This is a genomic window from Polaribacter glomeratus (genome assembly GCF_002954665.1).
GTDB classification, from domain to species: domain Bacteria; phylum Bacteroidota; class Bacteroidia; order Flavobacteriales; family Flavobacteriaceae; genus Polaribacter; species Polaribacter glomeratus.
In genome coordinates this window covers 1702948-1726702 of the sequence record NZ_MSCM01000001.1, presented here as the reverse complement: position 1 = coordinate 1726702, position 23755 = coordinate 1702948, and the positions used below count along the sequence as shown (strand labels likewise).

Here is a 23755-nt window from a genome sequence, read left to right as displayed (position 1 = left end):
AATTTAACAAAAAACTGATATCGTTATAAAAAGTACTTTTAGCGACATTTTTTTATTAATGAAGTATTTACTTTTGCATAACTATTACAAATTATGCTAGAGAACAGGCAAGAGTACTTTTACAATATTGGAGTTAGTTATAAAAAAGCAGATGCTAAAACACGCGGTAAATTTTCTTTGTCAAAAGAAAATCAAATCGCTTTATTAGAACTTTCTAAAGTAAAAGGCTATACAGGAGTATTTATTTTATCAACATGTAACCGAACAGAAATTTCTGGATTTGCAGAAAGACCTTGTCAGTTAATAGAGCTTTTATGCGAATTTTCTGAAGGTACAATCGATGAATTTTCCAGAGTATCTAATGTTTATAAAGATCAAGAAGCAATCAATCAGTTATTTAGAATTGGCACAGGTTTAGAGAGTCAAATTTTAGGTGATTACGAAATTGTTAGTCAGTTAAAACAATCTTTTAAATTAGCAAAAGCTGTAAAAACGACAAATGCGTATTTAGAAAGATTGATAAACAGTGTTTTACAGGCTAGTAAACGTGTTAAAAATGAAACTAAATTAAGCTCAGGAACTACCTCTGTTTCTTATGCAGCTGTGCAATATATCATCAAAAATTTACCAGATTATAACTCTAAAAATATTTTAGTTTTTGGATTGGGAAAAATGGGAAAACATACTTGTAAAAATTTAGCAGAGTACACGCAAAATAAATCAGTTTGTTTAATAAATAGAACCGAAGAAAAAGCGACTAGATTTATAGAGGAACATGCCTCTATTAGAAAATCGGTTATCGAAAACTTGTCAGAAGAAATAGAAAAAGCAGATGTTTTAATCGTTTCTACAGGTGCTATTAGACCAACAATTACAAAAAAACATATTGACAAAAATAAGGAATTACTTATTTTAGATTTGTCAATGCCAGAAAATGTTGCTCGAGACGTAACCGATTTTAAAGGTGTTTCTATTATAAATGTAGATGAGCTTTCTAAAGTTACAGACGAAACTTTGGCAATTCGTTTGCAAGAAGTTCCTTTAGCAGAAAGCATTATAGAAACCCACAAAAAGGAGTTTAAAAGTTGGTTAAATCATAGACGGTTTACACCAACAATTACTGCTTTAAAGATTTCTTTAGAGAATATTAAAAATGATGAAATCAAGTTTCAGAAAAAGAAGATAAATAATTTTGATGAATATCAAGCAGAAATCTTAACTTCACGCATCATTCAAAAAATTACAACACAGTTTGTGAAACATTTAAAAGATGAAGAAACTTCTGTGTCCGAAAGTCTTCAAGTAATTAATAAAGTGTTTCAACACTAACAAAAAATACATGCAAAAAATTATAAGAATTGGTACGCGCGAAAGTAAATTAGCTCTTTGGCAGGCAAATAAAGTCCGTAAAGAATTAGAAATTTTAGGCTATCAATCAGTAATCGTTCCTATAAAATCTACAGGAGATCTTATTCAAGATAAACCCTTGTACGAATTAGGAGTTACAGGTATTTTTACCAAAAACCTAGATATTGCCATGCTAAATGGCGATATCGATATTGCTGTGCATTCAATGAAAGACGTGCCAACTGTTTTACCAGAAGGTATTATTCAAATTGCTGTTTTAAAACGTGCAAATTATACAGATCTGTTGGTTTTAAAAGATACAGAGGAGTTTTTTGGACAGCCAAACGGCATCATAGCAACCGGAAGTTTACGCAGAAAAGCACAATGGTTAAACAGGTATCCTACGCATAAAGTTGAGGATTTAAGAGGAAATGTAAATACGCGTTTAGAGAAATTAGAAAATAGCGAAACTTGGAACGGTGCACTTTTTGCCGCTGCAGGTTTAGAAAGATTAGGCATAAGAGATGCTGGCGCAATACCATTAACGTGGATGATTCCTGCACCAGCTCAAGGAGCAATTATGATTGCTTGTTTAGAAGATGATGAGGAAGTAAAAGAAGCTTGCGAACAATTAAACCATTACGAAACTAGAGTTTGCGTTGGTATCGAACGTGAGTTTTTACATCTTTTAGAAGGTGGTTGTACAGCGCCAATTGGTGCATTAGCCTATGTTGATGAAAAAACGCAAGAAATCAATTTTAAAGGAATTTTACTTAAAAGAGATGGTTCTAAAAAAATTACAGTAACCCAAAATGTAAAAATGGGAAGCCACAGACTTTTAGCTAAAGATTGTGCAGATTATGTAATTAATAGAGGAGGAAAAGAGTTAATGTTAGAAGATCAAGATGTTTCTACCAGTCTTCAATCTGTATATTCTACTAAAAAACTTTCTGAAGCTCAAAAGGAAATATTATCTCATGCAATTGGTATTCATGATAGCGATTTTATCAAAATTCGTTTTAATAGAATTTCACCAAAAGTGATGAAAACTCAAATAGAAAACGTTGTTATAACGAGTCAAAATGGAGTAGAAGCAATCTTAAACTCTTTTACAAAGGATGAAATAAAATTCAAGAACATTTTTTGTGTTGGTAGAAGAACTAAAAAATTGATTGAAAATAGAATTGGTAAAGTAGCTCATGTATCAAAAAATGCAAAAAATTTAGCAGAATACCTATCCAAAGAATTAGAAAACAAAGAAGTAACTTATTTTTGTAGTAATGTAAGATTAGATATTTTGCCAGCTTATTTACAAAACCATGATATTGTTGTAAACGAAGTTGAGGCTTATAAAACAATGTTAAGTCCGGTAGAAATTGGTGACGAAGTTGCTGGAGTTTTATTTTACAGTCCTTCAGGAATTGAGAGTTATCTGCAAAAAAATAACACAAATAAAGTTGCTTTTTGTATTGGTGAAACTACTGCATTAGAAGCAAGAAAATATTTTGAAAAAGTAGAAGTTGCCCATCTACCAAGTGTTGATAGCGCTTTGGAATTGGTCAACACTTATTTTTCAAAAGAATAACCTCAATGCTAGAAAGAATAACGAAGCAATCTTACGCTTAAAAAGTAGATTACTTTTGTCTAGCTCAAAATGAAATAAAGAAATTAATTTTATGTTTCGTACAAGAAGATTAAGAAAATCAGAAGGAATTAGAAGACTAGTAAGAGAAACTAAACTATCTGTTGACGATTTTGTATATCCATTATTTATTGAAGAAGGAGAAAATATAGAAACAGAAATTGTTTCAATGCCAGGCATCAAACGTTTTTCTTTGGATAGAATTTCGAAAGAATTAGACGAGGTTGTCTCTTTAAATATTCCAGCAGTTTTGCTATTCGGAATTCCATCAACCAAAGACGATCAAGGCACAGAAACTTGGAATGATAACGGAATTATGCAACAAGCAATTCGTTTTATCAAGAAAAACTACCCAAGTTTATATGTAATTACAGATGTTTGTTTTTGCGAATATACGTCTCACGGTCATTGTGGAATCATCCATGACAATGATGTTGATAATGATGCAACTCTTGTAAATATTGCAAAACAAGTAATTTCTCATGCAAAAGCGGGTGTTGATATGGTTGCCCCTTCTGGAATGATGGACGGAACTATTTCGATGGTTCGCGAAGCTTTAGACAATACAGGTTTTGTAAACTTGCCAATTATGGCGTATTCTGTAAAATATGCATCTGCTTATTACGGTCCTTTTAGAGAAGCTGCAGATTCTGCACCCACTTTTGGTGATAGAAGAACCTATCAAATGGATGCTGCAAACAGAGATGAAGCCCTGCGTGAAGCAACTTTTGACGATCAAGAAGGCGCGGATATTTTAATGGTAAAACCAGCATTATCTTATTTAGATATCATTAGAGATTTAAAAAATAACTTTGACAGACCAATTGCTTGTTACAATGTAAGTGGAGAATATGCAATGATCAAAGCAGCCGCAGAAAAAGGTTGGATTGACGGTGAAAAAGTAATGATGGAAAGTTTGCTATCGATGAAAAGAGCAGGAGCAGACATTATTATTACTTATTTTGCCAAGGAAGCAGCAAAGGTTTTGTTAAAAAAATAACGTTATTACGAAAAAGTACGACAAACTAATCTCTTAATTAATAAGCAGCTTGTTTTAATACGTTCGCAATGACATAAAGCAATAAAAAATGAAATTCGAAAAATCACAAAAATTATACGAAAAAGGATTAGTTCATTTAGTAGGAGCTGTAAATTCTCCAGTTAGAGCATTTACTTCTGTTGGTGGAAATCCGTTATTTATTAAAAAAGCAAAAGGAAGTAAAATTATAGATGCGGATGACAATGAATATATAGATTTAGTACTTTCTTACGGCCCTATGATTTTAGGTCACCGTCATAGAAAAGTGCAAAAAGCAGTTAAAAAAGCACTAAAAAATGGCTATTCTTATGGAGCATCTACAGAAAGCGAAATTGATTTAGCAGAAATAGTTTGTAGCGCTTTTCCAGGAATGGACAAAGTACGTTTTGTAAGTTCAGGAACGGAAGCTGTATTAAGCGGAATTCGTTTAGCAAGAGCATTTACAGGAAAAGATAAAATTATAAAATTTGCGGGTTGCTATCACGGGCACCAAGATGCATTATTAGTCGCAGCAGGTTCTGGTTTAGCAACATTAAGTTTACCAGGTTCAAAAGGTGTTCCTGAGGGCGCTGTAAAAAACACGCTAATTTCAGAATTCAATGATTTAGAAAGTGTAAAAAAACACTTTAAAAAGCATGATGATATCGCTGCAGTAATTATAGAACCTATTACAGGAAACATGGGTGTTGTACTTCCTGAAGATAATTTTTTAGTAGAATTAAAAAAGTATTTAGAATCTAAAGGAGCACTTTTAATTGTTGATGAAGTAATGACAGGTTTCCGATCTAAATTTGGAGGAGCTCAAGAATTACTGGGAGTTCAAGCAGATATTACGTGTTTAGGAAAAGTAATTGGTGGTGGTTTCCCTGTTGGTGCTTATGGTGCAAGAAATGAAATTATGGAGCAAGTTGCACCATTAGGAGAAATGTACCAAGCAGGAACTTTAAGTGGAAATCCCATTGCTATGGCAGCAGGAATTGCAACTTTAACCGAGTTGAAAAGACAAGATCCCTACGAGCAATTTGAAGAGCACGCAAGTATTATAGAAGTTATTCTGGTAGAAACTGCAAGAAAATACAAAGTAAATATTGTTGTTAATAGATTTGGTTCTATGCTAAATCCCTTTTTTAGAAAAGGAGAAGTTACCAACTTTGAAGAGGCAAAAGCTTCTGATGCTAAAAAGTTTGCAGTCTTCTTTTGGGAGATGATTCACAACGGAGTTTTCTTACCTCCAAGTCAGTTTGAAGCTTGGTTTTTAACATCAGCATTAACAGACAAGGATATTAAAAAAATAGCAGACGCAGTTGATAAAGCGATGTTAGCTGTATCAAAAATGTAAAAAAAAATGCTTTACGCAATATGCTTTACGCGCTATGTAGCCTTAAGCAATATATTAAAGATTAAGTATGATAAAAAACGATTTATTTTTAAGAGCCTTAAAAGGCGAAACTGTAGACAGACCACCCGTTTGGATGATGCGTCAAGCAGGTAGATATTTGCCAGAGTTTCAAGTAATCAAAAAGAAATACGATTTCTTTACACGTTGCCAAACACCAGAATTAGCATCAGAAATTACAGTACAGCCAATTCGTAGATACGGCATGGATGCTGCAATTCTATTTTCAGATATTTTGGTAATTCCGCAAGCAATGAATATTGAAGTACAAATGAAACCAGATTTTGGTCCTTATTTACCAAACCCAATTCGTACTCAAAAAGACTTAGATCGTGTAATTGTTCCTGATGTTCATCAATCTTTAGGCTACGTAATGGAAGCAATAAAAGCAACTAAAGAAAAGCTAAATGATGATGTGCCGTTAATTGGATTTGCAGGTTCACCCTGGACAATTTTATGTTATTGTGTACAAGGGCAAGGTTCTAAAAACTTTGATAAAGCCAAAGAATTGTGTTTTACAAATCCGGTTTTAGCGCATAGTTTACTGCAAAAAATTACAGACACAACAATTGCCTATTTAAAAGCAAAAGTAGAAGCAGGTGTAAATGCAGTTCAAGTTTTTGATTCTTGGGGCGGAATGTTATCTCCGGTAGATTATCAAGAATTTTCTTGGCAATATATGCAACAAATTATTGATGCTTTAAAAGATAGTATTCCAGTAATTGCTTTCGGAAAAGGCTGTTGGTTTGCCTTAGATAAAATGTCTAAATCAGGCGCTTCTGCTTTGGGTGTAGATTGGACTTGTTCTGCAAGAAATGCACGTTATTTATCTGGCGGAAATATTACGTTACAAGGTAATTTTGATCCATCAAGATTGTTGTCTCCACCATCAGAAATTAAGAAAATGGTGCACCAAATGATTAATGAATTTGGAAAGGATAAATATATTGTGAATTTAGGACACGGAATTTTACCAAACATTCCTGTAGAAAATGCGAAAGCATTTGTAGATGCAGTAAAAGAATATAAAGTTTCATAAAATAATAATTAGGGCGTTACCACGCAAAAAAGCGTGGTCGCGCTTTTCGTTATATCTTTTTGCCAAAAAAGGCAAAAAGGATGCCACTTCAATCGCTAACGCAAGTCTTTGCCAGCTCATTGAAAATAGAATAACTTTAACGATTTTTAAAAGTTAATAGCCAAAACAAACAATAAATGTCATTTTGGAACATCATTAAAAGTTTAGATTTCAAACAAATATGGGTTTTATTTCTATGGTTTCTAAAACATCCATTATTTATGTTTGCAACAGTAAAGGCTACATTTTTTACAATGAGAATTGCTCAAAGAGAATTTCCATACATACATGGAAAACATAATAAAGCAAATGCATTTAGACATGCTTTGTGGAATTTATCAATAGCAAATCAAAGCAAAAACTTTAGTACAGATTTAGATTCCATTTTAAACTGGACAAAAAAAATCACAGATTGGCACGAGCAATTTTCACCAAATAAAGAAATGCCTAGACTAATGGATTTGCATAATAATGCATTCGGAAGAAAAAAGTTTATAGAATGGCAGCAGCATTTACCCAACGAATTTGTAAATATGCTCAAATACGAACTATCTAAAGCTATTTTGGTAAAACAAAAATCAGATTTTAAGAATTATGAAAACCAATTGGTTTATTTAGAGAAATAAATTAAATTAGAGATATAAATTTATAATGCCATAATAAAGCGTCTAAAAGCAGGTAAATTATAATTGAAAAAGAAAAATGGAAACTAAGTTAAAGAAATTAACTAAAAAATACGCCCTTTTAAAAAAAGGCTGGAGTCCACAACAAAACCTCTTTTATGGTTTTCTAACCTATGTTTTAGTGGGTTTTTTACTTTTGTTGATTCCATTATTTAGTAAAGTTCACGCACCCGCATTAGATCATTTGTTTATTGCAACATCCGCAGTTTCAACAACAGGTTTGGTTACAATTTCTATTTTTGATACCTATAATTTTTTTGGTCAATTTATTGTGATGGCTTTATTTCAGTTAGGCGGAATAGGGTATTTATCATTTACTACTTTTATGATTTTATCTACAACCAGAAAGATTACCGTTTGGCATAAAAAAATACTATCCACAGAGTTTACGTTACCAAATACTATAAAAATAAACGACTTTTTAAAATCTGTAATCCTGTTTACGTTAATCATGGAAACCTTAGGCGCAATTTTGTTTTTTATCGCTTTTAAAAATGAGGGGATGCCTACTTTAGAAGCAGTTTGGTCTTCTATATTTCATAGTATAAGTACATTTTGTACCGCTGGTTTTAGTTTGTTTAACGATGGTTTTACAGGTTATGTAGACAATCATTTTATAAATATTATTATTTCTATGTTAGCAATTTCTGGATCTTTAGGGTTTATTGTGATTACAGATTTTGGAATGTGGATTAAACACAAAGCACATAAACTGAGTTTTACCACTAAAATAATTTTTTATGGTTTTGTTTTGTTATTAGCATTTGGCACCACTTTTTTCTATTTTTTTGAACCAAGTATTACCTCGTTACAAGGCGATTCAAGATTCTTATCTGCTTTTTTTCAATGTATGTCTGCAATGACTACTGTTGGTTTTAATACTGTAGATTTTGGTGCATTTTCTCAAGCCATGCTAATTATCTGTATCTTTTTAATGTATATAGGTGCCTCTCCTTCAGGAACTGCAGGCGGAATAAAAATTACGACATTAACTGCCATTTTAGCAATCGTTAAAAGCAGATTACAAGGAAGCAAAAATGTTACTTTTTTGGGTAAGAAAATACCAATGGAAAGATTATATATTGCAACATCAGCCTTTATATTTTATACCTCATTAATTGTAATTGGTACTTTTTTAATCACTTTTACCAACGATTTAAAATTAGATGATATTGTTTTTGAAGTTTCATCAGCATTAGGTACCGTTGGTATAAGTAGAGGTATAACTTCTGATTTAAATACATTTGGTAAATGGGTAATTATCTTTTTAATGTTTATTGGTAGATTAGGTGTTTTAACTTTTGGATTGGCTATTTGGGCGCGTAAATCTACCAATGAGAATAACGAAATTTTAATAGAAGATATTGCTGTTTAGTATGATTAAAAACATCATTTTAGGAATTAAAGAATATGCAGGAGCTTTTGGGTTAATCTCAAAATTAAAACTCTGGAAATATTTTATAATTCCCATTTTAATAAGCATTATAACGGCGGTTTTAATAGGAATTGAAGCCTATGTTTTATCGGATAATATTGGTATTTATATTGCAAAACTTTGGATTTGGGATTTTGGCAAAGAAACATTTACTTCTATCAGTAATTTTGTAGGTGGAGTTATAATTGTCATCATTGGTTTAATTTTGTATAAACACATTATAATGGCACTATCTGCACCATTTATGAGTGCTGTTTCAGAGAAAATTGAGAAACATTTTTATACTGATACAGCACATTTGTATAGAAAATCGTCATTTACAGAACAATTAGTAAGAGGAATTAGAATAAATCTTAGAAATTTAATAAGAGAACTCTTAATTACAATACCAATTTTAGTACTCAAGTTTATACCAATTGTAAATATATTTTCGACGATTTTATTGTTTTTAGTGCAGGCGTATTATGCCGGTTTTGGAAATATGGATTATACGTTAGAACGACATCTAAATTATAAAAAAAGTGTTCAATTTGTTAAAAAATATAAAGGAGTTGCAATTGGTAACGGAATTGTTTTTATGCTATGCTTATTGATTCCCGTAATTGGCATTATCCTCGTTTTACCTTTATCAGTTACCGCAGCAACCACAAAAACACTATCATTGTTGCACAATAAACAAAAATTAGTTTATGAAAAATAAATTTTACAAATACATAGAAAATTTACAGAATACAATTACCGCTAAGTTAGAAGAAGTAGATGGATCGGCTAAATTTAAAGAAGACGTTTGGTCTAGAAAAGAAGGTGGAGGAGGAAGAACGAGAGTTATAGAAAATGGCGCAATTTTTGAAAAAGGAGGTGTTAATATTTCTGCAGTGCATGGCGAATTACCAGAGGTTTTAAGGAATCAATTTAAAGTAAAAGAAGGTGTTTTTTTTGCTTGTGGGTTAAGTTTAGTTTTACATCCAACAAATCCTTTTGTGCCAACGGTTCATGCAAATTGGCGATATTTTGAAATGTACGATGAAGCAGGAAACATTGTTACGCAGTGGTTTGGTGGCGGTCAAGATTTAACACCGTATTATTTATTTGATGAAGATGCAACTCATTTTCACACGGTTTGTAAATCCGCTTGCGATAAACACAATCAAAGTTTTTATCCGAAGTTTAAAAAAACCTGTGATGAATATTTTTGGAATGCTCACAGAAATGAAGCACGCGGAATTGGGGGTTTATTCTTTGATTATTTAAAAGAAACAGACGATTTTTTAATAGAAGATAGATTTAACTTTGTTACAGAAGTTGGTAATAGTTTTTTAGAAAGTTATGTGCCAATTGTTGAGAAAAGGAAAGAGATTAAATTTACAACAGCCCACAAAGATTGGCAAGAAGTTAGAAGAGGCCGTTACGTAGAATTTAATTTAGTGCATGACAGAGGTACACTTTTTGGTTTAAAAACGAACGGAAGAATAGAAAGTATTCTTATGAGTTTACCACCAATTGTGCAGTGGAAATACAATCATCATCCAGAAAAAAATTCTGAAGAGGAAAGACTTGTACATGTTTTAATGAATCCTAAAGATTGGGTTTAATTAATTAACGAATTACTAGCTTTAGAGTTTAAAAGTAAAAGATATGTTAAAATAAAACATTCTATGGCTTTGTATTTTACGAATAACATAAAATCACTTTATTTATTATTTTATTTTCATTCGTAAATTTGTGTAAAAATCAGTGAATTTTAGTATTTTTGCAATCTGAAAATCAGTTAAAAATGGCAAGATTTGAATTAAAGTTACCTAAAATGGGCGAAAGTGTTGCAGAAGCAACGATTACTTCTTGGTTAAAAGAAGTAGGAGATACCATTGAATTAGATGAAGCTATTGTAGAGATTGCTACAGATAAGGTCGATTCTGAGGTTCCGAGTGAAGTAGAAGGGACTTTAATTGAAATTTTATATCAAAAAGATGATATTGTTGCCGTTGGTGAAACTATTGCAATTATAGAAACGGAAGCAACAGGTGCTATTGCTGTTGAGGCAAAACCTACAGTTGAAACTTCTAAAGAAGTTAAGGAGGTTGAGAAATCAATAGAAAAAGCTGCAGACATTGTTTCTGCTCCAATTTCTAAAACTTCAGAATCAGGTAAATTTTACTCACCTTTAGTAAGAAATATAGCACAAACAGAAGGCGTTTCTATGCAAGAATTAGAAACTATTTCTGGATCCGGCAAGGATGGAAGAGTTACTAAAGAAGATATTCTAACTTATATAGAACAGAAAGTAAAATCACCACAAATAGTAGCTACACCAGCAGCAGTATTAAAAACGGAAACACCTAAACAAGTAGAAAAAATAGTAGCAAAAGTTGCTCCAGTCTCTATAAACGGTGAGGATGAAATTATCGAAATGAGTAGAATGGGGAAACTCGTTGCTAAACATATGGTAAATTCTGTGATGACTTCTGCTCACGTGCAATCGTTTATCGAAATTGATGTTACCAATATTGTAAAATGGAGAGATAAAGTAAAAGATGGTTTCTTTAAAAGAGAAGGAGAAAAGCTTACGTACACGCCAATATTAATGCAAGCTGTAGCAACTACAATTAAAAAATATCCGTTAATTAATATTTCTATTGATGGTGATCATATTATTAAAAAGAAAAATATAAATTTAGGAATGGCAGCTGCTTTACCTGACGGAAATTTAATTGTACCTGTTATAAAAAATGCAGATCAATTGAATTTAGTTGGCATGACAAAAGCAGTAAATGATTTGGCTACAAGAGCAAGAAATAATACTTTAAAACCAGATGATATTCAAGGCGGAACTTACACTGTTACCAACGTTGGTGGCTTTGGTTCTATAATGGGAACACCAATAATAAATCAGCCACAAGTTGCAATTTTAGCTCTAGGTGCTATTAGAAAAGTACCAGCCGTAATTGAAACTCCAGAAGGTGATTTTATAGGAATTAGACAGAAAATGTTTGTATCGCATTCTTACGACCATAGAGTTGTAAACGGTGCTTTAGGCGGAATGTTTATTAGCACTCTTAAAGAAATTTTAGAAGCTTGGGATCTTAACCAAGATTTTTAGTTTTTTTACTACATAATTTAAAACAAAAAACGCTTGGAATTTTCCAAGCGTTTTTTGTTTTAAACTAGTATCTTCGTTTGAACAAAAAAATATTAATTTAAAATCAAAAAAAATGAAAAAATTGTTAGTTTTATTTCTAGTTGTCTCATCCGCAATTAGCTTTGGTCAAGAAACCGTAGTATTAAGATTAAATTATAAAAAAGGAGATGTTTTTAAAGTGAACATGGCTATGTCTCAAGAAATGGGAACCGAAATGTCTATGGGGATGAACATGGATATGGATATAAATGTGATTGATGCTACTGAGGATACAAACACCAGTGAAATGAGGATTACAAAAATGACAATGGATATGTTGCAAGGTGGAAATGTAATGAGTTTTGATTCTACGAAAAGTGACGAAGAATTAGATCCTATGGCATTAATGATGAAAACGCAAATGGCACCAATGTTACAAGCGGTGCTTACAGCTAAGGCAAATAATTTAGGTGAAGTTCTAGAAGTTACTGCAGAACCAAATGTTCCTGGAATGGATGAATTTGCAAATCAAACGAATGTAGTCTATCCAAAAGAAGCTTTAAAAGTGGGGTCTACTTGGTCTTTTCAGAAAGATGAAAAAGGAATGATTTTAGATTTTATGTATAAAGTTACTTCTATTTTAAAAGACAAAGTCGATTTAGAAATTACTGGTAAATCATCAGGATTGGCAACTGGCGATATAACAGGTACTATGGTAGTTGACAGAAAATCTGGAGTTCCGTTAAGTTCTTTAATAGAAATGGGTCTTTCTATTGATGGTCAAGAAATGAATTCGAAAGTTACAATGACAATGACTAAATTGTAAGTTTACTTTTTTAATAAATTAAAAATCCTTGAGAAATTAATTTTTCAAGGATTTTTTTATGCTATTAAAACTTAAATTTTATAGAAATTAGATATACGTATATTGTTACTTTTTACAAAACAACCACCAATTCATATCTCTGGTTATTTTGTATCCTAGCTTTTCATAAAGCCCTATTGCAGGATTTCCTTTGTTGGTATGCAAAATAGGTAGTTTATTTTCCTTTAATATTTGCTTTGTGGTGTATGCAACTAATTGTTTTGCATATCCTTTTTTTGTATACTCTGGATGTGTAACTACGCCACTAATTTCAATAAAATCATCAGTTTGCATTCTTTGTCCAGTAATAGAGATTAATTTGTTTTCTTTAAAGATACCATAGTATAAACCCATTTCAAAACCCCTTTTTTGATAAAATCCAGGCATTACCAACCAGATTAAATCATAAATTTCATCAATATACTTTTCTGATAATAAAACAATATTTTCGGTAATTTCTAGGTCGATTAAATTTTCTAAAACCATCTGGCAACCATCAATTTTCTTTTCTAAAATTACATAATTGGTATCTATTACTGGTATTTGGTTTTCTGAAACTAAAAAGAATTTATCTGCAATTTTTGAATATTCATTTAATGCTTTAGTTGTTTTTGTTTCATCAAAAAAAGCACCAAAACGATTAACATCGGGTTGATAAAATTGCACACCATCAAATTCTAATAGAAATTTTTTGTGAGTTTCGTTTAATGAATACCAAACCGGATTTTTAAGTTTATCTTCTAAATTATTCATTTGTTTTAACTATAAAAAAAGCTCGCAAATTGCGAGCTTTTTTATGAAATATAATTTTAAAAATCTACGCTAACATGGTAACCGGATTTTCTATAAACGTTTTTAATGTTTGTAAAAATTGAGCTCCAACAGCACCATCAACAGTTCTGTGATCGCAAGTTAATGTTAAATTCATTGTATTACCAACAACTATTTGACCGTCTTTAACAACAGGTTTTTGTACAATTGCACCAACTGATAAAATAGCTGAGTTAGGTTGATTGATTATAGAAGTAAAGTTTTCGATACCAAACATCCCTAAGTTAGAAACCGTAAAAGTACTGCCTTGCATTTCTGTAGGCGCTAATTTTTTATTTCTTGCTTTACCAGCCAAATCTCTAACACCTGCACCAATTTGCGTTAAACTTAACTGATCTGTATGTTTTATAACAGGTACTAATAAACCATCATCTACAGCAACAGCAACACCAACGTGGATATGACTGTGATAAACTGTATTTGCTTCTGTCCAAGAAGTGTTAACTTGTGGGTGTTTTTTTAATGCCATTGCACAGGCTTTAACAACCATATCATTAAATGATACTTTGATATCTGGCATTGCATTTATGGTACTTCTAGAAGCCATTGCATTGTTCATATCAACTTCAATATTTAAACTGAAATCTGGTGCACTAAATTTAGAATTCCCTAAAGATTTTGCAATTGCTTTACGCATTTGAGAATTCTTAACTTCTTCCGATTTTTCCTCACCAGGAGCAACATAACTTATTGTAGGTGCAGTAGTAGTGTTTGTAGTAGCGGACTCAGTTTTAACAGCTTCAACTGGATTAGCAGAAGGTGTATAGTTTTCTATATCTTTTTTAATGATTCTTCCATTTTCTCCAGAACCATTTACATCTGCTAAATTAATTCCTTTATCAGAGGCAATTTTCTTAGCTAAAGGCGATGCAAAAATACGTCCTCCAGAATTATTTGTTGAAGTAGTAGCCGCTGAAGTTGTTTCAACTGTCTCTTCTTTTTTCTCTTCTTTTTCTTCGGATGAACTTGCTTTCTCTGTAGAATCATTAGAAGATGTACTTCCTCCATTTGCAACAATTGCAGAAACATCAGTACCTTCAGGCCCAATAATAGTTAAAAGGCTATCTACAGGTGCCGTTTCACCTTCTTGAACACCAATGTATAAGATTGTTCCTTCATAGAAACATTCAAATTCCATTGTTGCTTTGTCAGTTTCAATTTCTGCTAAAATATCTCCTTCTTCAACTTTGTCTCCAACTTTTTTTAACCAAGTAGCCACTGTACCATCTGTCATTGTATCACTTAAACGGGGCATCGTAATTACTTCTACACCTTTAGGTATTACAACAGCATCAGTATTTGAAGTTTCAGAAGTTTTTTCTTCCCCTTCTTTTTCTTCGGTTTCTAATTTTGTAGTTTTAGAACTGTCATTTAAGATTTCAGAGATATCTTCACCTTCATCACCAATGATAGCTAGTAAAGTGTCTACAGGAGAAGTTTCACCTTCTTGAATACCAATGTATAATAAGGTTCCTTCATTAAAAGACTCAAACTCCATTGTGGCTTTATCTGTCTCAATTTCGGCTAAAATATCGCCTTCCTCAATTTTATCTCCAACACTCTTTAACCATTTTGCCACAACACCTTCTTCCATGGTGTCGCTTAGTCTGGGCATGTTTATAATTGTAGCCATATTTTAACTTATAAAAGGATAATCTTTTTGTTCATAAACCATATCATATAATTGTTGTGGTTCTGGATAAGGTGAATCTTCTGCGAACTTTTCGCATTCTCTCACCATTCTTTTTACTTCTTTATTGATAGCATCTATCTCTTCTTCTGTTGCGTAATTTTTTTCTTTAATTACATCTAAAACCTGAGTTATTGGATCTATTTTTTTATACTCTTCAACTTCATCTTTAGTTCTATAATGTTGTGCATCAGACATTGAGTGACCTCTATATCTATATGTTTTCATTTCTAAGAAAGTTGGCCCATCACCACGTCTAGCTCTTTGAATCGCTTCATCAACAGCTTCTGCAACTTTTATTGGATTCATAGCGTCAACTGGTCCACAAGGCATTTCGTATCCTAAACCAAGTTTCCATATATCTGTATGATTTGCCGTTCTGTCTACAGAAGTTCCCATTGCATATCCGTTGTTTTCAACAATAAAAATTACGGGCAATTTCCACAACATAGCCATGTTAAACGCTTCATGTAAAGATCCTTGTCTAGCAGCACCGTCACCAAAACAAGTTAAAGTAACAGCGTCGCTTCCTTTATATTTATCAGCAAAAGCTAAACCAGCACCTAAAGGTATTTGACCACCAACGATTCCATGTCCTCCATAAAAACGAAATTCTTTAGAGAAAATATGCATAGAACCACCCATTCCTTTAGAAGTACCAGTTACTTTACCATACAATTCTGCCATTACTTTTTTAGGATCTTCACCCATACCAATTGGCTGAACGTGATTTCTGTATGCAGTAATCATTTTATCTTTCGATAAATCCATTGCATGCAAAGCTCCTGCTAAAATAGCTTCTTGACCGTTGTAAAGGTGTAAGAATCCTCTAACTTTTTGTTGAATGTAAACTGATGCTAATTTATCTTCGAACTTACGCCAGAATAGCATGTCTTTGTACCAATCTAAATAGGTTTGTTTGGTGATTTTTTTCATTCTTGATTTATTGTTTGTTGTATAAATTATATATTTATCTTATATAACCGAGTTACAAAAATAACTGTTTTCTAAAGAATAAAAAAACTTGAGTTTTTTAAATTAGCGCAAACGATTTCGTTGGCTATTTATTTGTCTTTAGCAATTATTATTGTAGCTTTTGCATCTGTTGCTAAATTCCATTCGTTAGAAGAAATTAACATTCCTGCATCATTATAAACTTTAAAAGCGGCAGTATTTGGCCCAGAAGTACCTTGGTTTAAGGCTTTAAAAGCAATTTTGTTAATACCAACTTCTAGAGGGATATTAAATTTTTGATAACTATTAGTTAAAACTATATTGTGCACAACAGGAATTTCGTTTACAAAAATAGTAACTCTATCACCATCTGGATATTGAAAATCTCTACAAATAATATTTACACTTTTAGAATCTGTTCTAAAACTACCTAAATCTTGATCTATTTTAGGAATATAATATTGGCCATTTATTTTTTTGAATGATTTTAAAAAGTTTTCTTCATTTATTTTCTCTTGAGTAAGAATACCTTTGTTTTTTAAATCGTCTTCTTTTTGTTTCTCTTTTAGTTTTTCGTTTTCGTCATCAAACGCTTTTTTAAAACCATTTGAGCCATCTAAATCTAACGCTTTTGGTTTACTAACTTCTTTAGAGTTGTTTAAAATAATTGCTTTTATTTTACCTTTTTCTTTGCTGCCATTATTGCCATCTAATTGCGCAGTTAATGTTGCTGTTAAAAACAGACAACTTACAAAAAGTAAAGTATTAAAAATTGATTTCATATTTAATTTAATTTCTAGCAATCTACTTTACAAATATAATGCCGATTTTTTTGCAAGCTGTTTTTAAACTGTTAAAAATTAACCTTTAATAGGAAAGTTAAAATAGGTTATTGGAAAAGGTTCGTTTCTTAACGTAAAATGCCACCACTCATTATTGTAAGGTTTAAAATTATTTGCCATCATAACCTCTCTTAGATAAAACCTGTTTTTTTTCTGTTTTTCTGATGTATTTTTATAAAAAGGATGAGATTCAACTCCGAAGAAATCATACGGACTTCCCATATCTAATTCTTTGCCTGTTTTGATATCTATAATTGTTAAATCTACCGTGCTACCTCTAGTATGACCAGATTTTGATGCAATATACCCTCTTTTAAATAATTCTGATTTTGGCACTTCAGGATAATACTGATGTTTCATTAAAGTATCATTTAAAACTCTTGCCCATTTTACAAAATGATCTACTGCTTGTTGTGGTCTATAAGCATCAAAAACTTTAAGACCCAAACCTTTTTTCGTCAAAACTGTTTGCACTTTTTGCAAAGCATCTGCGGTTTCTTTGGTAACAATTACACAATTATCATAATAACCATTAATTGTTTTGCCAATAAAATTATTGTTACTTAGGTATCTTAATTCAGATTGAATGGTGGCATCAACATCAGAAAGAAATACAAAACCTTTAGGCAGCTTTTGTGCGCATACGGTTAGACTTATAATGAATGTAGAAAGGAGAACTATATTTTTCATGTTTCAAAAATACAAAATTGATTTTATTCATTTAAACTAGAAAATTTATTTAATTTTGCTTTTTATGGAAGAACTTACTTTAACAACACCAGCCGTATTATTTTCTGCAATTTCATTGATAATGCTAGCGTATACAAATAGGTTTTTAGCTTATGCGGCGGTTATCAGAAATTTACATGATAAGTATTTAGAGAAAAAGGATGATTCTTTATTAAGACAAATTAAAAATTTAAAATTGCGTTTAAATTTAACTCGATGGATGCAGATTTTCGGAATTTCGAGTTTGCTTTTTTGTGTTTTAACAATGTTTATTATTTACATTGATTATCATAGAGTAGCGGAATATGTTTTTGGTTTTGCGCTTATTTTGTTAATTATTTCTTTAGCACTTTTGATTAAAGAAATACAGATTTCTGCTGAAGCTTTACAACATCATATTGCAGATATTGAGGAACATTTAGAAAACAAATAACAAAATAATCTTTTATTTCATTCTTAATAATGGATGATTTAAACCGCCAACTTCATTTTTAATTACTTCAAACTTATCGATACTTTCAAAAAGTTTGGTTAAGTTTTTAAAACCATAACTTCTAGGGTCAAAACTAGGATCAATTTTTCTGATATTTAAGCCTAACGTTGAGATGTGTGCTTTGTCTTCTTCGTTTATTGAAATGTCAAAAGCTTTGTCAATTGTTTTAGAATCTTCTTCGGATAGTTTTATTTTCTTAGTAACTGCTTTTACCTTTTTACTTGGAGTTTGTTTTTTTGATTTAGGTGTTGTTTTGGTTTCATTTTCTACAACTTCTTCTATTTCTTCAATCTCAACAGTTTTTAAGTTTTCTGTGTAGGTAAAAACTTCACATGATTTTACAAAAGCCGTGGGCGTTTTTTTCTCGCCAATACCCATTACAAACAAGCCTTCTTCTCTAATTCTTTTGGCTAAACCAGTATAATCACTATCACTAGAAACAATGCAAAAACCTTCTGTATTTTTACCATGTAAAATATCCATAGCATCGATTATGAGTGAACCATCCGTAGAGTTTTTACCTGTTGTGTAAGAAAATTTTTGAATAGGACTTATAGAATGTTGATTAATAATTGCTTTCCAACTATTCATTTGCTGCGAGGTCCAGTCTCCATAAATTCTTCTTATGGTTGCTTTGCCGTATTTAGAAACCTCTTCAATAATCTCTTTTATTAATTTTGGTTGGGCATTATCTCCGTCTATAAGTACTGAAATATTAAATCTATTTTCCATGTTTTGTTGTGTAATTATCTAATTCTTTTTGCATAGGTTGTAAAAGACAAACCTTGTTGCCCAATTGTTGAGCTCATAATACCTTCAAAAAGAGGTTCTGGGCAATTTTTAGGAATCTTCCACTCAAAGATAAAGTTAGAACCGGTTCCGCCAGCAACATCAATTTCATCAATTATTATTTCTGTAGTTTCCATAGGAGCTAAATAGATTGGAAAGTCAAAATATTTTCTGATAAGTTTTCCATGTGTATCATAATAAAATGCTTTAAGAATGTAAATTGAATCTGTATCGCTGGTATTTCGCAAACTGGCCATTGCTGTTAAATTATGCGTTTTATGTTCAGACATGCTATAGATTTGAGAATAAATGGATAAGTAAGATTTACCGTATTCAAGCGAATCTTTAGTGCTCATATTTGCAGTTCTCTTATACCAGTTTTCTAAATTTATAGAGCTTAGTTCCTTTTTTTCGTTGCAACTAAAAAGTACTATTAATAATAAAATTGATAGCTGTTTTATTTTCATTTTTAGATTTTATTTTAAACGATATTAAAATATTATTTAAATTATTTTAAACATTCAATTAAGATTAGTAAAACTAACTGAGATTATTAAATAAATTATTTCTATAAGTAAAGAAGCGAAGTTAATTTTTTTAAAGTTTAGATACAAATTTAATAAGATGCTTAAATTGTTAAAGCGACTCTAAAAAAAACTTTAATAAAAAGTAGCAGCAATACTACATAAAAAAAGTAAGCGCCGTTTTTAAAAAAAACGACGACTTACCAAGTAAACTAATAAAACCAAGTATTAGTACTGCTATTAGAGTTAGCTATTCTAATTAATACAGTTTTTTTAATATTTTAATGAAGGCTAATAACTTTTGTCATTTTCCAGTTTTCGTCTTCTTTTTTCCAAACTACAATAAATTTACTAGGAATAGATGCAGCATTAGGTTCTAGTTTATTGTAAAATTTATGATAACCAATTTGTATTGCGCCATAATTATTTATAGTATATACTTCTACACTTCCTTTAATTAAAGTTCTTGTTACTTTATTACAAATGTTTTCTTCTAACGATTTTAATAGCACATCTTTATCAGTTAATAAACCACCTTTGTCATGAAAAAATTCAATTTCATCAGCATAAATAGCAGCTTGCGTTTTTAGATCACAAGTATTATAAGCTGTAAAGTAGATACTATCCATTTTTAAAATGTCATTATACAAATCAATATTTAATGGTTTGTATGCAGGTATTTCATCAACTTGTGCAGCGGTTATCAAACTATAAAAGAAGAATGCAATAGCAAAAAGTACTTTTAAAATGATCGATTCTCTAAAAGGAGTTAAAAATGAATTCATGGTTGGTTTGGTTTAAGCTTATGGATTTTTCTTTAAATTATTGCGCAGAAATACTGCCACCAGAAGATGATTTTTTATCAACTTTTTTAGGGTTTCCTTTAAAATCGATGTCTCCGCCACTTGTAGCTTTTGCATTGATACTTTCGGTTGCAAATACATTAATAGCTGCGCCACTGGTAACTTTTACAGTTGCATTTTTGCTTTTTAACTTGTAAGCATCTATAGAAGCGCCGCTTGTAGCATTAGAAAAGTAGTTGTTAGTAAGTCCAGAAATTTCAATATCAGATCCACTTGTTGCATTGGTTTCAAGAGTATCTGCATCCACAGAAATTTTAATGTCTGCACCACTTGTTGCACTAATTTTTAAATTCGTTACTTTAAGGGTTTCTTTAGTGTAAACATCTGAACCACTTGTTGCTATTAAATTTTCTAGACTATTTATAGTAACATGTATTTTTCTAGCTTTTGCTCTCCAAATATTTTTTTCTGAATAAATTTTTAGCTCGCCATTAATCACTTCTGTTATAATAATTTCTTGTAGATTTTCGTCAGCTTCAACAGTAATTTTGTTTTTAGCTCCTTGAGAAATATACAAATCTAAACCGGTACTCACTTTTATTTTCGTAAAAGCTTCCTTTGTAGTTCTATCTTCGGTAACGACGTTTCTATCTCCATTAACTCTATTAAACATATTTATATTACAAGAATTTAAAAATGTTGCAAGAAACAGAACGGTTAAAATTTTAGTGGTTGTTGTTTTCATTATTTTTTATTTTATAGATACATCAAATGTCTTTAAATTGCTGTTTAAAAAGAAAAGGAAGTAACTCAGTTGTCATTTTTTTAGGTTGAACTGTTTTTTAAATTGTTTCTTCTAATCTTTTATCCGAAGAATTATCAATTTTATTGTTGATTTTCTTTTCAATCACATCTTTTTCTTCTTCAATTTCAGCTACACAATCGGTACATTTTAGGGTGCTTTCTGTAACTAAAAAGTAATGATTTACCATTTCTTTGTCATAAATTTCGGTTTCATTATCTACATCATCTAAAAAGTTTTTTGTAGAATTATCAAAATATACAATTGCATTTTCTACAACATAAATGGTGACGTTAATTTCTTCATCTTTCCACATATTTTTATATGCTGATAAAAAGTAAGCATCTAACACAATTGTATTATCAATAATCTCGTATTTATACTTTATGTTTTGCGCGTTTTTGCTCGCATTACTTTTATTTTTCCCTCTAGATTCTCTTTGAATAATTACATAACTTTCATCGGTAGCGCTTCTTTTTACATCTACTTTTATATCATTTGAATAGGTCATCATCTTACCATCAATTTCTACTTCTTCTTGAGACGAATTTCTTCTTAAATTATGACGATAATAAATGGTATCATCATTAATCATTTTTATGGTTAACGTATCGTTTTTAGCAATATTTAAAGTATTTTTTTTAGTAGAATGACCATAGTTAGCGTAAGATGTACCGTACTCTAAACCTGTAAAAATCATTGCTAATAATGCCAAAATCCAAACACCTAAAAGGGTTAAAGAAGCCGGTCTGCTTAGTTTTCTTACACTGCTTGATAAAATTCGTAATCCTAAAATAAATAAGATTAAAAACGGAATACCAATTAATAAAAATACACTTAAAACCAGTAACCATTTTGGCAACGCTGCGTCATAGAAAAATGGTGGATATTGTAAAAACTGACCATCTACATTTAACCATTCTAGACTTCCTACAGAAAACCCTCCAATAATTAGAGATAAAATAACGGCAGCAGAAACAAATATGATAATTACGCCAATAAACTTACCGATTACTTTAAAAATGGCAAGAATAATTTTTCCTAAAGTTTCAAATAAATCTTGAATTCCGTTATTTTTTTTTGTCTTTCCTGAAAAAGTTTGATTCATTTTTTCTGAAAATTCGCTAGCGCCATCTTTTATTTTTTCGGATGCTTTATTTGCAAATTCTGACACATTTTCTGATACATTATTAAATTCTTTACGAATCTTTTTCTCAATATTATCAATATTTACTGGTTCACCTTCCATTTGTAATTTCTCTGCCGTTGTTTTTGCTTCTGGCAATAAAACCCAAAGAATAATGTAGATTAAAAACCCAAATCCTGCACCAAAGAAAAGTGCTAACAATCCAAGACGTACCCAAATGGTATCGATATCAAAATAATGAGCGATTCCAGAAGCAACTCCTCCTAAAAATTTATCATCACCATCTCTAAATAATTTTTTTCCAGATGCACTGTTTCTATTATAAGAATAAGAAGATTCGTTATAGCTTTCTTCCGGCTCTGCATAATCTTCTGGTTGCCCCATTATTTTGATAATATCATCTATATCACTTTCGTTTACAACTTGCCTTGCGTCTGTGATTTTTTCTGATAAAAGCTCACTAATTCTAGCTTCAATATCAGCAATAATTTCATTTTTTCCTTGAGGGTCGTCACTTAACGATTTAGAAATTGATTCTAAATATCTTCTTAGTTTCTGATAAGCTTCTTCGTCAATATGGAAGAAAAATCCGCCTAAGTTTATGTTGATTGTCTTATTCATTTGTGGTTGATTTTTTACTAGTTACTTGGTGAACTGAATTTACTAAATTATGCCATGTTTTGTCTAATTCTTTTAAAAACATGCCTCCGTTTTCTGTTAATACGTAATATTTTCTTGGTGGTCCTGAGGTTGATTCTTCCCATCTATAGGTTAATAAACCAGCGTTTTTTAAACGGGTTAATAACGGATAAATGGTTCCTTCAACCACAATCATCTCTGCACTTTTTAAGCTCGATAGAATTTCAGAAGTATATGCATCACCATTTTTTAAGATGGATAAAATGCAGAATTCCAAAACACCTTTTCGCATTTGTGCTTTTGTGTTTTCAATCTTCATGTATGTGGTTTTATTTTATAAATTTTATTGTAAAAGGATACTTATAATTTTCGCCTTCTTTTGCTTTTAAAGATGCAATGATAACTAACGCAATCCCTAATAGATAAACAATACCTGTAATAGAACCTAAACCTATAAATCCGTACAGATTATCAAAGTCAAAGTCAAAATTAAACTGATTATTATTCCAGAAATCATTATTATTTCTAAAAATAGAACCTATTGCAAAAGGAATAAACGTTAGCGTTAAAAGAAAAATATAAAGCGTGTAACTAATATTAAAATTTACAGCTTCTTTGCCTTGTTCGTCTAAAAAAGTACTTCTATCTTTTAATGTTTGCCATGCAATTAATGGCGTAATTATATTGCCAAAAGGAAACATAAAACCAGCAAAAGCAGAAATATGGATTAAAAAAGCGTTTGTATTTTCGTTGTTTTTTTTCATGATCTAAAATTATATATAATACTTTCTTATGCAAATATATATCCTAAAGATAGTATTATGCAATACATAGTACTAAAATTAACATAATTTTAACATTTGTGTTTTCTGTTTTATTTCATAAAAAAGTGGTAAATTGCCAGTAAAATCA

24 protein-coding genes are annotated in these 23755 nt (G+C 31.0%); 12 read left to right on the top strand and 12 right to left on the bottom strand.

Going from position 1 to position 23755, the window contains the following annotated elements; all coding sequences use genetic code 11:
- Nucleotides 1-93: 93 nt before the first annotated feature.
- The 11 genes from hemA (at nt 94) to BTO16_RS07290 (ending at nt 12561) form a co-directional block, all read left to right on the top strand.
- A complete protein-coding gene (gene hemA / locus BTO16_RS07340; protein ID WP_105020965.1) occupies nt 94-1329 on the top strand; it encodes a glutamyl-tRNA reductase in 1236 nt (411 codons plus the stop codon).
- A 10-nt stretch (nt 1330-1339) separates the two neighbouring features.
- A complete protein-coding gene (gene hemC, locus BTO16_RS07335) occupies nt 1340-2932 on the top strand; it encodes a hydroxymethylbilane synthase (protein ID WP_105020964.1) in 1593 nt (530 codons plus the stop codon).
- 91 nt (nt 2933-3023) lie between these two features.
- Nucleotides 3024-3989, top strand: a complete 966-nt coding sequence (gene hemB, locus BTO16_RS07330; RefSeq protein ID WP_105020963.1) for a porphobilinogen synthase — start codon at nt 3024-3026, stop codon at nt 3987-3989.
- A gap of 88 nt (nt 3990-4077) precedes the next feature.
- Nucleotides 4078-5367, top strand: coding sequence for a glutamate-1-semialdehyde 2,1-aminomutase (gene hemL / locus BTO16_RS07325; protein WP_105020962.1), 1290 nt, complete (start codon nt 4078-4080; stop codon nt 5365-5367).
- 67 nt (nt 5368-5434) lie between these two features.
- Nucleotides 5435-6463: a uroporphyrinogen decarboxylase gene (hemE, locus tag BTO16_RS07320; RefSeq protein ID WP_105020961.1), complete on the top strand. Its 1029-nt coding sequence runs from the start codon at nt 5435-5437 to the stop codon at nt 6461-6463.
- Between the two features lie 176 nt (nt 6464-6639).
- Entirely contained in the window at nt 6640-7128 is a 489-nt protein-coding gene (locus BTO16_RS07315; protein ID WP_105020960.1) for a DUF6973 domain-containing protein, read from the top strand.
- Nucleotides 7129-7204: 76 nt separating this feature from the next.
- Nucleotides 7205-8560, top strand: coding sequence for a TrkH family potassium uptake protein (locus BTO16_RS07310; RefSeq protein WP_105020959.1), 1356 nt, complete (start codon nt 7205-7207; stop codon nt 8558-8560).
- A 1-nt stretch (nt 8561) separates the two neighbouring features.
- On the top strand, nt 8562-9320 hold the full coding sequence (locus BTO16_RS07305; protein ID WP_105020958.1) for an EI24 domain-containing protein: 759 nt from the start codon (nt 8562-8564) through the stop codon (nt 9318-9320).
- Nucleotides 9310-10212, top strand: coding sequence for an oxygen-dependent coproporphyrinogen oxidase (gene hemF, locus BTO16_RS07300; RefSeq protein ID WP_105020957.1), 903 nt, complete (start codon nt 9310-9312; stop codon nt 10210-10212). Before BTO16_RS07305 ends, hemF begins: the two co-directional genes overlap by 11 nt.
- 182 nt (nt 10213-10394) lie before the next feature.
- The gene (locus BTO16_RS07295; RefSeq protein WP_105020956.1) at nt 10395-11717 is read left to right on the top strand and encodes a dihydrolipoamide acetyltransferase family protein; all 1323 of its coding nucleotides are present in this window, start codon (nt 10395-10397) and stop codon (nt 11715-11717) included.
- Nucleotides 11718-11829: 112 nt separating this feature from the next.
- Nucleotides 11830-12561, top strand: coding sequence for a hypothetical protein (locus BTO16_RS07290; protein WP_105020955.1), 732 nt, complete (start codon nt 11830-11832; stop codon nt 12559-12561).
- Between the two features lie 105 nt (nt 12562-12666).
- Here BTO16_RS07290 and BTO16_RS07285 read toward each other — a convergent pair whose 3' ends face one another.
- The 5 genes from BTO16_RS07285 to BTO16_RS07265 all read right to left on the bottom strand — a co-directional run bounded on the left by BTO16_RS07285 (nt 12667) and on the right by BTO16_RS07265 (nt 17607).
- A complete protein-coding gene (locus BTO16_RS07285; RefSeq protein ID WP_105020954.1) occupies nt 12667-13353 on the bottom strand; it encodes a GNAT family N-acetyltransferase in 687 nt (228 codons plus the stop codon).
- 64 nt (nt 13354-13417) lie between these two features.
- On the bottom strand, nt 13418-15064 hold the full coding sequence (locus BTO16_RS07280) for a dihydrolipoamide acetyltransferase family protein (protein ID WP_105020953.1): 1647 nt from the start codon (nt 15062-15064) through the stop codon (nt 13418-13420).
- A 3-nt stretch (nt 15065-15067) separates the two neighbouring features.
- Nucleotides 15068-16057 carry a pyruvate dehydrogenase (acetyl-transferring) E1 component subunit alpha gene (gene pdhA / locus BTO16_RS07275; RefSeq protein WP_105020952.1) on the bottom strand — a complete coding sequence of 330 codons (990 nt, stop codon included), beginning with the start codon at nt 16055-16057 and terminating at the stop codon, nt 15068-15070.
- A 128-nt stretch (nt 16058-16185) separates the two neighbouring features.
- Entirely contained in the window at nt 16186-16857 is a 672-nt protein-coding gene (locus BTO16_RS07270; protein ID WP_105020951.1) for a hypothetical protein, read from the bottom strand.
- A 78-nt stretch (nt 16858-16935) separates the two neighbouring features.
- Nucleotides 16936-17607: a M15 family metallopeptidase gene (locus BTO16_RS07265; RefSeq protein WP_105020950.1), complete on the bottom strand. Its 672-nt coding sequence runs from the start codon at nt 17605-17607 to the stop codon at nt 16936-16938.
- Nucleotides 17608-17671: 64 nt separating this feature from the next.
- On the opposite strand from BTO16_RS07265, the gene BTO16_RS07260 reads away from it, so the two are divergent.
- Nucleotides 17672-18079 (top strand): DUF2721 domain-containing protein, encoded by a 408-nt coding sequence (locus tag BTO16_RS07260; protein ID WP_105020949.1) that lies wholly within the window; start codon nt 17672-17674, stop codon nt 18077-18079.
- 12 nt (nt 18080-18091) lie between these two features.
- Here the strand turns inward: BTO16_RS07260 and BTO16_RS07255 are convergent, their stop codons facing one another.
- The 7 genes from BTO16_RS07255 to BTO16_RS07225 all read right to left on the bottom strand — a co-directional run bounded on the left by BTO16_RS07255 (nt 18092) and on the right by BTO16_RS07225 (nt 23607).
- Entirely contained in the window at nt 18092-18871 is a 780-nt protein-coding gene (locus tag BTO16_RS07255; protein ID WP_105020948.1) for an NYN domain-containing protein, read from the bottom strand.
- Nucleotides 18872-18885: 14 nt separating this feature from the next.
- Nucleotides 18886-19395 (bottom strand): DUF3124 domain-containing protein, encoded by a 510-nt coding sequence (locus BTO16_RS07250; protein WP_105020947.1) that lies wholly within the window; start codon nt 19393-19395, stop codon nt 18886-18888.
- Nucleotides 19396-19733: 338 nt separating this feature from the next.
- Entirely contained in the window at nt 19734-20237 is a 504-nt protein-coding gene (locus BTO16_RS07245) for a nuclear transport factor 2 family protein (protein WP_245892017.1), read from the bottom strand.
- Between the two features lie 37 nt (nt 20238-20274).
- On the bottom strand, nt 20275-21000 hold the full coding sequence (locus tag BTO16_RS07240; RefSeq protein WP_170064422.1) for a head GIN domain-containing protein: 726 nt from the start codon (nt 20998-21000) through the stop codon (nt 20275-20277).
- A 97-nt stretch (nt 21001-21097) separates the two neighbouring features.
- Entirely contained in the window at nt 21098-22825 is a 1728-nt protein-coding gene (locus BTO16_RS07235; RefSeq protein ID WP_105020946.1) for a PspC domain-containing protein, read from the bottom strand.
- The gene (locus BTO16_RS07230) at nt 22818-23162 is read right to left on the bottom strand and encodes a PadR family transcriptional regulator (protein WP_104808597.1); all 345 of its coding nucleotides are present in this window, start codon (nt 23160-23162) and stop codon (nt 22818-22820) included. The genes BTO16_RS07235 and BTO16_RS07230 overlap by 8 nt, the downstream gene beginning before the upstream one ends.
- A 10-nt stretch (nt 23163-23172) precedes the next feature.
- On the bottom strand, nt 23173-23607 hold the full coding sequence (locus BTO16_RS07225; RefSeq protein ID WP_105020945.1) for a DUF4870 domain-containing protein: 435 nt from the start codon (nt 23605-23607) through the stop codon (nt 23173-23175).
- Nucleotides 23608-23755: the final 148 nt, after the last annotated feature.

Excerpts from the sequence above, each read along its gene's own strand:
- hemA (WP_105020965.1), top strand. The coding sequence starts at position 94 with ATGCTAGAGAACAGGCAAGAGTACTTTTACAATATTGGAGTTAGTTAT.
- hemC (WP_105020964.1), top strand. The coding sequence starts at position 1,340 with ATGCAAAAAATTATAAGAATTGGTACGCGCGAAAGTAAATTAGCTCTT.
- hemB (WP_105020963.1), top strand. The coding sequence starts at position 3,024 with ATGTTTCGTACAAGAAGATTAAGAAAATCAGAAGGAATTAGAAGACTA.
- hemL (WP_105020962.1), top strand. The coding sequence starts at position 4,078 with ATGAAATTCGAAAAATCACAAAAATTATACGAAAAAGGATTAGTTCAT.
- hemE (WP_105020961.1), top strand. The coding sequence starts at position 5,435 with ATGATAAAAAACGATTTATTTTTAAGAGCCTTAAAAGGCGAAACTGTA.
- BTO16_RS07315 (WP_105020960.1), top strand. The coding sequence starts at position 6,640 with ATGTCATTTTGGAACATCATTAAAAGTTTAGATTTCAAACAAATATGG.
- BTO16_RS07310 (WP_105020959.1), top strand. The coding sequence starts at position 7,205 with ATGGAAACTAAGTTAAAGAAATTAACTAAAAAATACGCCCTTTTAAAA.
- BTO16_RS07305 (WP_105020958.1), top strand. The coding sequence starts at position 8,562 with ATGATTAAAAACATCATTTTAGGAATTAAAGAATATGCAGGAGCTTTT.
- hemF (WP_105020957.1), top strand. The coding sequence starts at position 9,310 with ATGAAAAATAAATTTTACAAATACATAGAAAATTTACAGAATACAATT.
- BTO16_RS07295 (WP_105020956.1), top strand. The coding sequence starts at position 10,395 with ATGGCAAGATTTGAATTAAAGTTACCTAAAATGGGCGAAAGTGTTGCA.
- BTO16_RS07290 (WP_105020955.1), top strand. The coding sequence starts at position 11,830 with ATGAAAAAATTGTTAGTTTTATTTCTAGTTGTCTCATCCGCAATTAGC.
- BTO16_RS07285 (WP_105020954.1), bottom strand. The coding sequence starts at position 13,353 with ATGAATAATTTAGAAGATAAACTTAAAAATCCGGTTTGGTATTCATTA.
- BTO16_RS07280 (WP_105020953.1), bottom strand. The coding sequence starts at position 15,064 with ATGGCTACAATTATAAACATGCCCAGACTAAGCGACACCATGGAAGAA.
- pdhA (WP_105020952.1), bottom strand. The coding sequence starts at position 16,057 with ATGAAAAAAATCACCAAACAAACCTATTTAGATTGGTACAAAGACATG.
- BTO16_RS07270 (WP_105020951.1), bottom strand. The coding sequence starts at position 16,857 with ATGAAATCAATTTTTAATACTTTACTTTTTGTAAGTTGTCTGTTTTTA.
- BTO16_RS07265 (WP_105020950.1), bottom strand. The coding sequence starts at position 17,607 with ATGAAAAATATAGTTCTCCTTTCTACATTCATTATAAGTCTAACCGTA.
- BTO16_RS07260 (WP_105020949.1), top strand. The coding sequence starts at position 17,672 with ATGGAAGAACTTACTTTAACAACACCAGCCGTATTATTTTCTGCAATT.
- BTO16_RS07255 (WP_105020948.1), bottom strand. The coding sequence starts at position 18,871 with ATGGAAAATAGATTTAATATTTCAGTACTTATAGACGGAGATAATGCC.
- BTO16_RS07250 (WP_105020947.1), bottom strand. The coding sequence starts at position 19,395 with ATGAAAATAAAACAGCTATCAATTTTATTATTAATAGTACTTTTTAGT.
- BTO16_RS07245 (WP_245892017.1), bottom strand. The coding sequence starts at position 20,237 with ATGAATTCATTTTTAACTCCTTTTAGAGAATCGATCATTTTAAAAGTA.
- BTO16_RS07240 (WP_170064422.1), bottom strand. The coding sequence starts at position 21,000 with ATGAAAACAACAACCACTAAAATTTTAACCGTTCTGTTTCTTGCAACA.
- BTO16_RS07235 (WP_105020946.1), bottom strand. The coding sequence starts at position 22,825 with ATGAATAAGACAATCAACATAAACTTAGGCGGATTTTTCTTCCATATT.
- BTO16_RS07230 (WP_104808597.1), bottom strand. The coding sequence starts at position 23,162 with ATGAAGATTGAAAACACAAAAGCACAAATGCGAAAAGGTGTTTTGGAA.
- BTO16_RS07225 (WP_105020945.1), bottom strand. The coding sequence starts at position 23,607 with ATGAAAAAAAACAACGAAAATACAAACGCTTTTTTAATCCATATTTCT.